Origin of the sequence: Alteromonas algae, assembly GCF_049117195.1 — a bacterium.
Classification (GTDB): Bacteria; Pseudomonadota; Gammaproteobacteria; order Enterobacterales; family Alteromonadaceae; genus Alteromonas.
Map to the genome: position 1 here is coordinate 867,098 of NZ_CP185260.1, position 12,633 is coordinate 879,730.

Genomic DNA, 12,633 nt, shown 5'->3' on the forward strand with positions numbered 1-12,633 from the left:
AAGTACCAGAAAATGAAAGGAAGTAAATTTAAGAATGAAAAACCTTGCGCGCTTTACTGTAATTCCAGCGTTACTGTTCGGTTTATTAGGCTGTGCTGAACTAGGGTTTGGCGGGAGAGAGCCTGGTGAAATACCATTTTCCTTAACCGGTGTTGAAACAGCTGCATGCCCAATGCAAATGAAAATTGGTGAGAGCAAATGGCTGGTTAACTATTTTGGAATGTATATTAGTAACCCCGCTATTCGAGTTGATGGAAAGTGGCATTCGGTAAAATTCAAGCAAACTACGTGGCAAACGCCATCCACGGCTTTATTAAAGTTTCATACATTGTGCAGCAATCCTGAAGAAGGGAACGACAGTATTGTGCTTGACGTGTCGGAAAAGCTTCTGAAGTTATCGACTAATCTTCGTTTTACGGTAGGGCTACCGTTCGATGAAAACCATGCCAATCCGCTTACTCAGGTATCACCGCTTAATGACAGTTCTATGTTTTGGAGTTGGCAAAATGGACATAAATTTCTACGATTAGATCTTAGTAACAGTGCAGATCCAGAAAAGTCGTGGTCCTATCACTTAGGTAGCATAGGATGCGAATCTGACGCAGCGGTGCGTGCACCAAAACAGGCATGCGCATTTACTAATAGGGTAGAGGTCATATTGCCAATGAGCCAACTGGATTATGATTTGGGGCTAGCCCTGTCGGTGCCAACGATTACCGCACAGGTTAATTTGAACGATAGCAAAGGCTGCATGTTTGAAAGCCCTGAGGCTCAGCCTTGTCGTCAGCTATTAAAGAATTTATTAGTACGCCCATGGTTAACATGGGATTAGCCGCGAAACGGATAGTCTGTGCGGCGTTAGCATGCTTATTGTGTGCCTGTAGTAAAGCGCCCACACCCTATTCATGGGATTTACCGCATAACGTGCCGCCGCCCGTGATGCCAGATGACAACCCTATTACCGTTGAAAGTGTCGAGTTAGGAAAGGCGCTGTTCTTCGATACTGCACTAAGTGGCAACCATACTACGGCATGTTCAAGCTGTCATGATCCTGCGTTGGCATTTGCCGAGGCTAACAAGGTTTCTGTTGGTGCAAATGGCGACAGTCTTAATCGTAATGCGCTAGCACTTGTAAATGTGGCCTATAACGCCACATTTACGTGGGCACACAATGGTTTGGCGACGATTGAAGACCAAATCATGATCCCACTTTTTAACGAGCACCCCGTGGAGATGGGCGTTACCGGCAATGAAGAGCGTATTTTAGAAAGGCTGAGTTCGCCCGCTTATAAACAAATGTTTAATGCGGCCTACGGGAATGACACGCCGTCGATGAACCATGTTGTTAAAGCGCTAGCAAGTTATGTAAGAAGCCTTACCTCGTTTAACAGCGCATTCGATCAGTATGCCTACGGCGGCGATGATACAGCGCTTACCACCGAACAAGTAAAAGGTTTAAATTTGTTCTTCTCTGAGCGTACTGAATGTTTTCATTGCCACGGAGGGATAAACCTAACCCAGTCTACTATTCATGCTGCGCAACCGTTAGTGTTAAGGCCGTTTCACAATACTGGGTTGTACAATGAAGATGGCGAAGGCGGGTACCCCCTAATCGACACTGGATTAATGAGTGTGACACATAACCCCGAACACATGGGAAAGTTTCGTGCGCCCACGCTACGTAATATTGCATTGACTGCGCCTTATATGCACGACGGTAGTATTGCGTCGTTAGAAGACGTCGTAGACTTTTATGCGCGAGGCGGAAATCACCGCGAGATAAAAAACCGTTATAGAAGTCCGTTTATAAAAGGCTTTGTGCTAAGTGACGAAGAGCGAAAGGCTTTAGTTGCGTTTCTAAAAAGCCTTACTGACCCTGAATTTGTAGAAAAACATAAAGATTCGACTATCTTGTAACGAAAAATACCGAATATTGTAAAAAGTGTTTATACTTTAGACGTAGACATCAACCAAATGCTTATATGCCCTTGCTTATATCGTGGTACACTTTAAGCTGTTGGATTAAATTAAAATAACTACAAAGCAAGCGAGCTGGCGCGGAGACAAGAATGACAGAGAAACCTTTCATTACTAGCGGTCGTAATACCATAATTCATAAAATTCGAAAATTAGACTTACTTATTATTAATGGCGATGAGCACCCGCCCGTTATCGTTACCTATAAAGGAATAAAGCCTTATGAAGGTAAGATTCCTGATAATAAACGTGAAGCTAAAATGATGGATATGGAGTTGGTCGACATTACAATGGGTGATGTGTTTGGGGACGAGAAAACCCTTGTCTTTATACAAACATTGAACGGTAAAGAATATAAAATCGATTACTCAAAAATCGGTACGAGTATGTTTATCAAAATTCACCAAGATAGCATTTTCTAACCCTTATACTTCTGCCTCTACAGCATTATTGGGTCAGGCAATCTGACCCCAATTGTTTGGTGGTATTCGGTTAAAGCCAACAATATGTTTACTTTCGCCTTTTACCTGCACATATTTTTCTTCAAATATCGCAAAACGGCAAATATCTATAGGCGTCACTTCTGACGCATTAACGCCGTTTATAACCCCTGCCTGCTTTAACCCTTGTGCGACTAACTCAGAACAAAACCAACGGGTAAAGTCTTCTTGATTATACGTTAAAGGGCCAAACACGGGGTGGTCATCAAACGCATCGACGACCGAACCAAACAATTGCCTTATATCGTACGCTTCGCCATCTTGCGCAAACATGAACGTGAAAAATGAGTTTTTGTTCAGTTCGAAATCGTTTCTCGCTTCATCGCCTAATGGCAGCCACCACATGTCACCACGGTATGTATTAACGCGATCGCACAACTTATTTAGCATAACGCCCCTTTCGCCGTTATACGTAGTTGCTTCAATAACTTGATTAAAATAAGAACCGGTAGAGGCATCAAAAACGTTTGTTTGCATTACGATAGCAACGTGCGTTACGACGGAGTCTGACGTAAATTTGGCCCAACGAGAAAATAAGCTATTGCCTCCGAAGGCGATGACATCACCGGGCCTAATCTGATGGCTGATTGCATCGTAGTGTTCTTCTTCCAACATCGTCACATCCTTGCATCGTTTTTTATGGTTGTATCAAAGTGTGTTCACATCACGGTGAATGACGGCTTCTGGCGACTATTTATCGGCCTTTATTGTTACCTTATCGCAACAGCGTGTACAGCGGTGATTTACCGTTTTTATAACGTGATTCTAACAATATTTCACTAGTTTATAGAGGCGGAGGCAGAAAGAGGTAGTCACCGCATTACTTAAACGAATAAAGGAAATAATTATGTCTATCTCACGCAAAGCTACATTCGCATTACTTATTGGCACCTCACTTACCTTTACCGCTGCCACAGCCGCTGCAAAAGACTATCCGCTGCATATGGAAAACGATTTAGTTGCCGTATGTACAGCAATTAAAAATGACAGCCGATTAGCGCTAAACCGAGCAGTAAAAAATACAGGGCTTAGCTTTTCTAAGTTGAATGCAGGGCTGGTATGCAACGGTCAAGATATGTTGACCTTTTCACTCACTCACAATGCAGCTCAAACAAATAGTGTTATCGCGCACAACCTAAACGCTCGTAGCACTATATTAACTGCAAAACGCTAGGAATCGTTCGATGCGTACTTGCTTGTGTATAGGCCGCCAGCCAGGTGGCTTGTACACAGCGACAATTCACTTCACGATTAGGCAACGACTATGAATGCATTAATATGTCTTCCTTGTGCGTCTCAGTCTATGGCACTTTATAAGATGCTTTGTCAGTACAATACATACGATAAAGTAGAACAAGTTGCGACCCCTCATGAGATACCAAGTCGTCATGAGCAAGAACGTGAAACCGTGGTATTTTGCATGTCGAATACCACTATGCCAACAACGCAACGCGCAATCTGGATTGCGATTGGATGCAACAATAGCGATGCGCTAAAGGCATATGAACAAAATGCTACTGGGTTTCTGTGCTATCCATTTTCTGCTCAGCAAGTCGCTAAACTGGATTCGTTGCTTGTGGCGAAAATAGCATTAGAAAAACGGCAGCAGCAATATCAACATATGTTGCAGGGCTTGTGTAAGCAATATGGTTTGGCGAAACCGGCGGTGCTTTCAATGTTAAAGCAGCGCTATTTACAACACGCTGATGACGACTTGATGAGCATCAAATCTGATGATGGGTGGCTCTGTTTACACCCTAATGAGATTAAGTGGATAGAGGCTGCAGGTGACTACATGTGTATTCAAACCGTGTCACAAAATATTGTTGCCAGAACGACCCTGTGTGACCTGATTGCTAGGCTTAAAAGTACTGATTTTCTGCGTTGTAGTCGCTCGGTTGTGGTGAATACGCGTTTTTTAAAAGAGACACAAACCAAGGGTAATCGAGTACATGCAGTAATGACCGACGGGATAACGTTTCGCGTTAGTCAAAAATACTTGAATCTACATTGGCAAACCCCACCCATTGTAACTAACCGGCCCGCGTGACAGAGATAATGGGGTATACGACCAAGGTCGAGTAGGCTGTGCACAATATGAAGCGCTACACTTCATTCTTGCTAAGAAACACGTATAGTGTTTTGGTGTAACGCAACGCATGGACCAAGGGGCAGTGGAGTGAATCAGGCCGTAAAAATTGTAGTGGGCACACTTGCCATATTAGGGTGTTATTATTCTGGCATCGCCATAAAACACAGCACATCTTTGCCGTTCCCAGCGTCCTTAATAGGCCTTTTACTCTTGCTATTGTTACTATTTTTAGCACCTCGCATTGAACATGCGGTTGCGGTGTCATCAGCACCGCTTTTAAAACACATGTCGTTATTGTTTGTACCGGCCGTACTTGGTGTAAGCCTTTATTGGTCAGACATTCAAACGCATCTTTTCTCGTTAACCTTGGCTGTCGTCGGTGTCACCGCTCTTTGTTTGGGCATAACAGCATGGATAGCCAGTAAAATTTTGCGTACCCATACGTTGCATTCGATAAAAAATGACGGCCATGGGACGCCAGGCAATGATTGACGCGTTACTGTCAGCGGCTACCTTGAACGGCGTACTCTGGCTAACGGTTACACTACTGGCTTATATAGGCGGTTTGTATATTCACCGCAGAGCGGGAGGTCATTCGCTGACGCACCCTCTTATTTTTACAGCTACCGTGGTAGGTGTCATGGCGTATTTGAGCGCTACACCTATCGTGGTTTATCAACACTCTGCGTCGTTACTACATTGGTTGTTAGGCCCTGCTACGGTTGCCCTTGCGTTACCCATTTATCGCCAATGGCAGCAATTAATGCATTATGGTTGGCGCTTAGCGGTCAGTATTATGATTGGCGGGCTAATTACCCCTATTATGGCGTGGACAACATTATGGGCGTGCGATGCGCCTCTGGCCATGCAGCTAACCATGTTAGCGAAGTCCATCACGACGCCGCTAGCCATGGAGACCAGTGTTCAAATCGGTGGTATACCCGCACTTGCGGCGGTATTTGTAATTTTATCTGGCGTGGTAGGCGCGGTGTTGTCGAGTACTATATTTGCGCTGTTTAACGTCACCAGTCGAGAAGCCCAAGGTATCGCTTTAGGAACTGTTGCGCATGCGATTGGAACAGCAAAGGCTGTTCATATGGGTGAAGACGTAGCGGCAATGGCCACTATTGCTTTATGTATCAATGGTATTGCTACCGCTATAATATTGCCGCTAATTATCCTTGCTTAAATAATCTCCATTATTAGGTATTTTCGTTCGTTTTATGGCAAATTCCTCCAAAAGTGCTATTCCTTAAAGAGTAAATTCGAGACAATATTCGCATATATCGTTTTAATCATTTTAGTTTGCGGTTTTGTTGCCGATATACTGAAATGTATTCAATGTGTTCCATATGGTATCAACAAGCTAGGTGGTAGAATCGCTTAATGTTTTCTGTACTCGTCTGTGACGATTCCTTAGTAGCGCGTAAACAAGTAGCTAAATGCCTGCCACAAGATTGGGAAGTGGCTGTTCACTTTGCTAAGAATGGCCAAGAGGCGTTAGCGGCATTGGCTGAGGGCAAAGGTGACTTGTTGTTACTGGACCTAAATATGCCCGTACTTGACGGTTATGGCACGCTGGAAGCGATTAAAAAACAAGGGTTAGGGACCAAAACCATTGTCATATCAGGTGATATTCAGCCTGAAGCGCATGAGCGCGTTACGGCGTTAGGTGCGCTAGACTTTATTCGAAAACCTGTCGACCCGTCAGCGCTCGCCAATGTCCTAGATAAGCATGATGTTTTGCATGCTGAAGTAGAAGAGGTCGTCGAACTCCCACCACTAGACCCGGATATCAGGGACTGCTACCAAGAAATTACCAACATCGCCATGGGGCAGGCCGGTGACCATCTCGCCAGAATAATGAATGTATTTGTTCGTCTCCCTATTCCTAATGTTAACCTTATTGAAGTCTCTGAAGTGCATATGATGCTCTCAGACATTGAAACCCACGAGCGGGTGACTGCAGTGTGTCAAGGCTTTCTGGGGCCCAGTATTAGCGGTGAGGCACTTTGCATATTAAGTGATAGTAGCTTTGAAGATGTTGCGAAAATATTAAATGTAGAGGGTGAAGTTGATGACCAGCTGCAGCTAGAATTACTGATGGATGCAGCCAGCATCTTAATAGGGACGTGCTTGACGGGATTAGCCCATCAAATGGATGTTAATTTCAGCCAGGGGCATCCCATCGTTCTGGGTCAACACAGAGCCATTACCGAAATAATCAGCATGAACAAAATTAAATGGAAGCGCACGCTCGCCATCGAGTTAAGTTATGGCCTAGAGGGTTATAACGTTCAGTGTGACCTTATCTTGTTGTTTACAGAAGAGTCGATGAAAATGATGAATTCGAAGCTTGCCCACTTGTTGGAGGATTTCTAATGAGTCAGCAGCTAGACGATTTACTCGAGTTTCATTGGATGATGGATATGCTTCAAACGGTCGACGTCGGTATCGTTGTGGTCGACAGGCAGTTTAAAGTGAAAGTATGGAATGGCTTTATGGAAAGCCACAGCGGCCTTCTGCCGAGCGATGTGCGTGATAAATCATTGTTTTCTTTGTTTCCCGCAATTAAACAAGACTGGTTTGAAAAGAAAGCAAAGCCAGTGTTCGATCTTAAAACCCGTGCGTTTATGACATGGGAACAACGCCCTTATCTACTCAAGTTTCCTAATTATCGGCCGATTACAGGAAGTGAACTGTACATGTACCAAAATATCACCCTGTCTCCACTTACGTCGGCAACAGGAACGGTTGATTATATCAGCATGATGATTTACGACATGACAGATGTTGCTGTAGGTAAAAAGCAGTTAGAAGCGTTGCAAGTTCAAGAGTCAGAGGCACAAGAGAGGCGACAGCGTATGCGCTAAGCGCAGTCCATTCCTTCGCCCCCTTCTTTTGTAGCCATACGTCATACGTTGATATTGCCCTAGTATTTTTACCTCATTATTATTTTTCTAGCCATGCCGGAGAGACTATGTCCGTTGCTCGTCTTTTTTTAATTTCTTCCTTTTCAAATATCGTCAGTGCCAACAAGCATGTGCTGACATTGGTAATGATAATAATGGTATCTGCGTGTGGTGGTGGCGGAACAAGTAGCGACGGTGTTAGCGGCACCAATACAACGCTCGTAATTAATGCAGGTCCCGATGCAACAGTCACCGAAGGTGCCTCATTTGCGTTAGACGCACAGGTCAGTGGAGGAAACGGCGAATACACGTACTCGTGGTCTTCTTCACCTGTATTGTCCATTATTCATGATGACACTTCTGTTGCATCAGCAAGTTTTGAGGCGCCTGCGGTAACACAAAATTCTGCATATACGTTAACCGTATCGGTAAATGATACTGCGGGTAACACAGCAAGCGATGAGCGGGTTATTACGGTGTCGCCTGTTAATATTGCGCCGGTTGCGAGTATTTCTGTGCCTTCATGGAGTGGACTTGATACAAACACGTTTCCTGGTGGTGTTGAAATAACGTTAGATGGCAGTGCAAGTTCTGACGCAGACGCTGCCAATTCCGCTAGCCAGATAGCAACATATACGTGGTCACAAACCGCGGGAACCAATGTAATAAGTGGCGTTACCACAAACATGTCGACGTTAACAATTACTACGCCGTTGATTAACGTAACCGAGTCACTGTCTTTTGAACTTGTGGTTACCGACGCCGAAGGCGCATCAGATGCCGAATTGGTTACGTTGGTTGTGCAGTCTCAATCTGAAACGCTTCCTACCGCCGATGCAGGCTTTTCTCAAGCGGTATTCGGTGGTGAGGTTATCGTATTAGAAGGTACTGCACAGACGAGTATTCCTGATGCACAGCCCTTAACCTATTTGTGGGAACAAAGTGGTGAAGTCGCTACGAATGCCGACCCGCTTGTTCGCAATGCGCTGATGCAAGTAGATGACAACGACGCGTTATCTACTTTTGCTATTGCCCCTTTAGTCACTCAAGAAACAATAGTTACCTATACGCTAAGTGTGAGAGATGCTAATGGTAATATTGTTGAAGACGCCATTCGAGTCTCCGTCAAACCGTTGCCAACACCATTAATTAACGATACGGGTGTGCTTAGACAAGCAACCAGTACGGCTGTAGTGGCACAAGGCATACAGCAAAACCTATGGCCCGGACAGGATGGGCAGCGAGGCGCTGATGTTATCGACCAAAATGGATATGTTGAAAAAGCAGGGCGAGGCAAAGCGGGTTTCGACTTCACTCGACTTAATCAAAATGGAGACGAGCAAGATGCGTCTACATCGACATTCTCTTGTGTAAGAGACAACGTTACCGGCCTTATCTGGGAAGTGAAGCGCGACGATGGTGGACTACAAGATAAGGATTCAACCTACTCATGGTATAGCGATGAGGTGAATGGTGGGTTTGAAGGCGATGTAAACGGCACCACAACGGCTTGCGCTTTAACCAACTGCAACACGCAGGCATATGTAGAAGCAATTAATGGGCAAGGGCTGTGCGGATTCTTTGATTGGAGAATGCCTACACATCAAGAGCTATTCTCTATTATGCATCTTGGTCTAACCTCGGGGGTGGCTGTTGACGAGGATTACTTTCCAAATACCGGCACAGTCTCGTCGACACCGATTTGGTATTGGACCTCTGTTCCAAGTGCCGATGGCGTAAATAGTGATGATGCCCAGAACGCTTGGGCGTTAGATTTTGAATCGGGTGTTGATAATTTCCTCAATAAATCAACGGCGGGTTATGTAAGATTAGTAAGGGCGGGGAGATAATAATGAAGATAGCTTTTAAAAAATGGTTTTTCATTGCTTCAACATGTGTTTTTGCTGCAAGTACAGCAGCACAAACTTGTCTTTCTGATGGCCTAGAAACAACGCCAAACGATGACTTTGAAACGGTTACCACTAGCACGTTATTACATTCAACAACCGACCTTATTTGGCGGCGATGTGCAGAAGGTCAGACATGGAATGGTTCAACGTGTTCAGGCGAGCCGACCAAGTTCACTTGGCAAGAAGCATTACAAGTAGCTCACGAAGCGAATGATGAGGAACTGTTGGGCTGGCGATTACCTAACGTTAAAGAATTAGCATCTATTGTTGAAAGGGATTGCGTTCGCCCAGCGGTCAATAGCTCTCTTTTTCCGGCTACACCGGCAGATGACTTTTGGACGTCAACGCCTTCCATGCGCGATCCTGACCGCGCTTGGGTGGTTGCATTTTTCAATTCAAGCCACTCAATAAAAGAAAAGAATCGCTTCGTCTATGTAAGGTTAGTGAGAACGAAGACCGATTAAAACCTACGCTACATTGTGATAGCTAGCGTAGTGATAATATTACTCTTTGCGAATTCTCTATTGCTATTGTTTACAAAAAATTAAGACATCTAATGACCGGCAGATAGTTCACCCTGATTATTCGTCCGTTAGCCTCATGATGTCTTTTTATTTCTTTCCAAGCTAGCCACAATGATAGGTATGAAAAATACCGTTAATCATTTCTTACTCTCAATGCTACTCCTGATGTGTTCATTACAGGCAGGTGAGGCGCATGCTGAATTTACCTGTGATATCGATTTTGCTTATGGAATAGCGGTAAATAGCAACCAAATTCGCGTTATGGATAAAACGCGCACCGTGGTGCAAATAAACGATCAATCTCAATTATTCATTGGAGGGAGATGGCAAACTCTCGACCTTGAACAACGCGCCTGGTTAAACGAATACGCTGAAGGGTTACATTATGTGGTGCCCAAGATGATCGTGCTCGCCACTGAGGGGGTCGATATCGCCATTGACACTATCGAGCATGTTTATCTGGGGCTGGTGGGAAGTGACCATGATAGTTATGAACGTCTTAACGCGGCCATGAAGCGGGTACAAAACCGGGTAAAAGATAAGTTTAGGCACGCCAGTAATCACTACTTTATTGGGCCAGGGTCACTTGAGAGCGTTGACGATTTTGTTGACAGTGAAATTGAAGCACAACTAGAAGAAGCTATTTCGACATCCGTTGGTGGGATCCTCTCTGCAATAAGCGGCATCAACACGAATAGCGGCGAAGTGAACAGTGACAAAGTGGCTGAAATAACCCGGCAGCTCGGTGCGGTAGGCGAGCAATTAGAGCGAGACATGGGTGATAAGGCCATTACACTTCGCAAAAAGGCACAATGGTTTTGCGATAAACTTAAGCGGTTAGATGTTGCAGAGGAAAACCTGCGTAGAACCCTTCCCAGTTTTGAGCGCTATAATATTATTACGTCAGAGACAGCATCTTCTAACGACAACAATTAATGGTTGGCTCACTAACCAGAGAATGGTTATACAAAGCAAGACAGCAAGGTGTTGAGGTAGCGTCTGCCTTTGTCAGTGACCTGCCAGGTCGACGAGGTCGTGACAAGTAGCCCCTGCTGCTCTGCATCGTTCAAGGCTGTGTTAACCTCTGTTGATAAAGGCTGCCCTGTCAAGGCTTCAAAGTCGTCTATTGGGCACGGCTCAACCAGCCTGAACCGATTCATGAAAAACTCAAAGGGCAAATCATCTGCAGCAACGACTTGCTCGCTATCAAGGTAAGGCCGGCTTATTTCCATGTAGCCTCTTGGATGCTTCACCTTAACAGTGCGTGTTATTGTGCCGCTTGCTCGGTCAGTTATTTTACCATGCGCACCACAACCAATGCCTAAATAGTCTCCAAAACGCCAATAATTGAGGTTGTGGTTACATTGGTGACCCGGCTTCGCATACGCCGAGATCTCATACTGCTCGTAACCGGCCTCGCGCAATTTTTGATGGCCATCTTGCTGAATGTCCCACAATATATCGTCATCAGGAAGGTCTGGCGGGCGAGAGTAAAACGGCGTATTGGGTTCAATCGTTAATTGATACCAAGAAAGGTGATAGGGGTTCAGCGCGATACCGTCGTTAAGGTCGGACATCGCGTTTTCTACCGTTTGGTCAGGCAAACCATGCATAAGGTCTAGGTTAAACGTGGGCAAGCCTGCTGCGTGAGCTTGTTGCACCGCCATGCGGGCTTGATTGCTGTCATGAATTCGACCAAGCACTTCTAAGTGCTTGGTTTGAAAGCTCTGAATACCTACAGACATCCGATTTATTCCAGCGTCATAAAAACCTGAAAATTTACCGCTTTCAACGGTGCCGGGGTTCGCTTCCATGGTTATTTCAGCATGCGCAGAAAGGTTAACGCGTTTTTTTATGCCGTCTAGTAATGCATAGATGGCGTCTGCTGAAAACAAACTTGGTGTACCGCCGCCAATAAATATGGTGTCTATCTGCCGATTACCAATGCGCTTCGCATCCAACGCAAGGTCATCAAGCAAATGAGCCACATATTCTTTTTCTGGCAGCGAAGATTTTAATCCGTGCGAATTAAAATCGCAGTACGGACACTTTTGAACGCACCAAGGAATATGTACATACAAACTCAGCGGGGGATTACGCAAACGTATTTCTCATTGCATCAAGTAACACGGCAAGAGCTTTACCGCGGTGACTAATGCGGTTTTTTTCTGTTTTATCTAGTTGTGCTGCCGTCATGTTATGACTGGGTACATTAAAAACGGGGTCATAACCAAAGCCGCCATCGCCTTGGCGTTTCTCAAGTATTTCACCCAACCACTTTCCTTGGCTTACCAAAGGCACCGGATCATCTGCATGGCGCATGAACACTAAGGTACAAAAAAAATGCGCCTTGCGATTTTCTTGCTCGTGCAAAGACGTTAATAGTTTATCAATGTTATCACTATCTGTGGCGTTTTCACCGGCGTAGCGCGCAGAGTAAATACCTGGCGCGCCACCTAATGCATCAACCACAAGTCCTGAATCATCAGCAATCGCAGGAAGCCCGGTTTCTTTCGCTGCATGGCGGGCTTTGATAATGGCATTCTCAACAAATGTTGTGCCCGTTTCGGGGACATCTTGAACACCAAGTTCTTTTTGAGCAACGACATCAACACCATACTCGGCAAAGAGTGACGTAAACTCTTTAACTTTGCCTTGGTTACCTGATGCCAGAACGATTTTTTGAGGAAACGTCATTTCAGATACTCTTTAAATAAC

Annotated in this window: 15 protein-coding genes; 12 read left to right on the forward strand and 3 right to left on the reverse strand. The window is 45.0% G+C overall.

Annotated elements, in window-relative coordinates:
* The first annotated feature begins 34 nt into the window (after positions 1–34).
* From ACOJRU_RS03840 to ACOJRU_RS03850, 3 genes are all read left to right on the forward strand, one after another.
* A complete protein-coding gene (locus ACOJRU_RS03840) occupies positions 35–832 on the forward strand; it encodes an MbnP family copper-binding protein (protein ID WP_421133730.1) in 798 nt (265 codons plus the stop codon).
* Positions 778–1,917: an MbnH family di-heme enzyme gene (locus ACOJRU_RS03845; protein WP_421133731.1), complete on the forward strand. Its 1,140-nt coding sequence runs from the start codon at positions 778–780 to the stop codon at positions 1,915–1,917. Before ACOJRU_RS03840 ends, ACOJRU_RS03845 begins: the two co-directional genes overlap by 55 nt.
* Before the next feature lie 152 nt (positions 1,918–2,069).
* Positions 2,070–2,399, forward strand: coding sequence for a hypothetical protein (locus ACOJRU_RS03850; protein WP_421133732.1), 330 nt, complete (start codon positions 2,070–2,072; stop codon positions 2,397–2,399).
* Positions 2,400–2,432: 33 nt separating this feature from the next.
* Here the strand turns inward: ACOJRU_RS03850 and ACOJRU_RS03855 are convergent, their stop codons facing one another.
* Positions 2,433–3,092: a hypothetical protein gene (locus ACOJRU_RS03855; RefSeq protein ID WP_421133733.1), complete on the reverse strand. Its 660-nt coding sequence runs from the start codon at positions 3,090–3,092 to the stop codon at positions 2,433–2,435.
* A gap of 232 nt (positions 3,093–3,324) precedes the next feature.
* Here ACOJRU_RS03855 and ACOJRU_RS03860 point away from each other — a divergent pair, with 232 nt between their 5' ends.
* The 9 genes from ACOJRU_RS03860 to ACOJRU_RS03900 all read left to right on the forward strand — a co-directional run bounded on the left by ACOJRU_RS03860 (position 3,325) and on the right by ACOJRU_RS03900 (position 10,851).
* Positions 3,325–3,651: a DUF3718 domain-containing protein gene (locus tag ACOJRU_RS03860; RefSeq protein WP_421133734.1), complete on the forward strand. Its 327-nt coding sequence runs from the start codon at positions 3,325–3,327 to the stop codon at positions 3,649–3,651.
* 90 nt (positions 3,652–3,741) lie between these two features.
* Positions 3,742–4,527, forward strand: coding sequence for a LytR/AlgR family response regulator transcription factor (locus tag ACOJRU_RS03865; protein ID WP_421133735.1), 786 nt, complete (start codon positions 3,742–3,744; stop codon positions 4,525–4,527).
* Positions 4,528–4,656: 129 nt separating this feature from the next.
* Positions 4,657–5,061 carry a CidA/LrgA family protein gene (locus ACOJRU_RS03870; RefSeq protein ID WP_421133736.1) on the forward strand — a complete coding sequence of 135 codons (405 nt, stop codon included), beginning with the start codon at positions 4,657–4,659 and terminating at the stop codon, positions 5,059–5,061.
* Complete coding sequence (locus tag ACOJRU_RS03875; RefSeq protein WP_421133737.1) at positions 5,054–5,758, forward strand: LrgB family protein; 705 nt, start codon at positions 5,054–5,056, stop codon at positions 5,756–5,758. The genes ACOJRU_RS03870 and ACOJRU_RS03875 overlap by 8 nt, the downstream gene beginning before the upstream one ends.
* A gap of 197 nt (positions 5,759–5,955) precedes the next feature.
* Complete coding sequence (locus ACOJRU_RS03880; RefSeq protein ID WP_421133738.1) at positions 5,956–6,951, forward strand: response regulator; 996 nt, start codon at positions 5,956–5,958, stop codon at positions 6,949–6,951.
* Entirely contained in the window at positions 6,951–7,442 is a 492-nt protein-coding gene (locus ACOJRU_RS03885; RefSeq protein WP_421133739.1) for a PAS domain-containing protein, read from the forward strand. Before ACOJRU_RS03880 ends, ACOJRU_RS03885 begins: the two co-directional genes overlap by 1 nt.
* Positions 7,443–7,627: 185 nt before the next feature.
* A complete protein-coding gene (locus ACOJRU_RS03890; protein ID WP_421134713.1) occupies positions 7,628–9,331 on the forward strand; it encodes a DUF1566 domain-containing protein in 1,704 nt (567 codons plus the stop codon).
* Positions 9,332–9,333: 2 nt separating this feature from the next.
* Complete coding sequence (locus ACOJRU_RS03895; RefSeq protein WP_421133740.1) at positions 9,334–9,855, forward strand: DUF1566 domain-containing protein; 522 nt, start codon at positions 9,334–9,336, stop codon at positions 9,853–9,855.
* A 213-nt stretch (positions 9,856–10,068) separates the two neighbouring features.
* Complete coding sequence (locus ACOJRU_RS03900; RefSeq protein ID WP_421134714.1) at positions 10,069–10,851, forward strand: DUF2884 family protein; 783 nt, start codon at positions 10,069–10,071, stop codon at positions 10,849–10,851.
* A 26-nt stretch (positions 10,852–10,877) separates the two neighbouring features.
* On the opposite strand, the gene hemW is transcribed toward ACOJRU_RS03900, so the two are convergent.
* On the reverse strand, positions 10,878–12,017 hold the full coding sequence (hemW, locus tag ACOJRU_RS03905) for a radical SAM family heme chaperone HemW (protein WP_421133741.1): 1,140 nt from the start codon (positions 12,015–12,017) through the stop codon (positions 10,878–10,880).
* Complete coding sequence (locus tag ACOJRU_RS03910; RefSeq protein WP_421133742.1) at positions 12,010–12,612, reverse strand: XTP/dITP diphosphatase; 603 nt, start codon at positions 12,610–12,612, stop codon at positions 12,010–12,012. The genes hemW and ACOJRU_RS03910 overlap by 8 nt, the downstream gene beginning before the upstream one ends.
* Positions 12,613–12,633 lie beyond the last annotated feature (21 nt).

Excerpts from the sequence above, each read along its gene's own strand:
- ACOJRU_RS03840 (WP_421133730.1), top strand. The coding sequence starts at position 35 with ATGAAAAACCTTGCGCGCTTTACTGTAATTCCAGCGTTACTGTTCGGT.
- ACOJRU_RS03850 (WP_421133732.1), top strand. The coding sequence starts at position 2,070 with ATGACAGAGAAACCTTTCATTACTAGCGGTCGTAATACCATAATTCAT.
- ACOJRU_RS03855 (WP_421133733.1), bottom strand. The coding sequence starts at position 3,092 with ATGTTGGAAGAAGAACACTACGATGCAATCAGCCATCAGATTAGGCCC.
- ACOJRU_RS03860 (WP_421133734.1), top strand. The coding sequence starts at position 3,325 with ATGTCTATCTCACGCAAAGCTACATTCGCATTACTTATTGGCACCTCA.
- ACOJRU_RS03865 (WP_421133735.1), top strand. The coding sequence starts at position 3,742 with ATGAATGCATTAATATGTCTTCCTTGTGCGTCTCAGTCTATGGCACTT.
- ACOJRU_RS03875 (WP_421133737.1), top strand. The coding sequence starts at position 5,054 with ATGATTGACGCGTTACTGTCAGCGGCTACCTTGAACGGCGTACTCTGG.
- ACOJRU_RS03880 (WP_421133738.1), top strand. The coding sequence starts at position 5,956 with ATGTTTTCTGTACTCGTCTGTGACGATTCCTTAGTAGCGCGTAAACAA.
- ACOJRU_RS03885 (WP_421133739.1), top strand. The coding sequence starts at position 6,951 with ATGAGTCAGCAGCTAGACGATTTACTCGAGTTTCATTGGATGATGGAT.
- ACOJRU_RS03890 (WP_421134713.1), top strand. The coding sequence starts at position 7,628 with ATGATAATAATGGTATCTGCGTGTGGTGGTGGCGGAACAAGTAGCGAC.
- ACOJRU_RS03895 (WP_421133740.1), top strand. The coding sequence starts at position 9,334 with ATGAAGATAGCTTTTAAAAAATGGTTTTTCATTGCTTCAACATGTGTT.
- ACOJRU_RS03900 (WP_421134714.1), top strand. The coding sequence starts at position 10,069 with ATGCTACTCCTGATGTGTTCATTACAGGCAGGTGAGGCGCATGCTGAA.
- ACOJRU_RS03910 (WP_421133742.1), bottom strand. The coding sequence starts at position 12,612 with ATGACGTTTCCTCAAAAAATCGTTCTGGCATCAGGTAACCAAGGCAAA.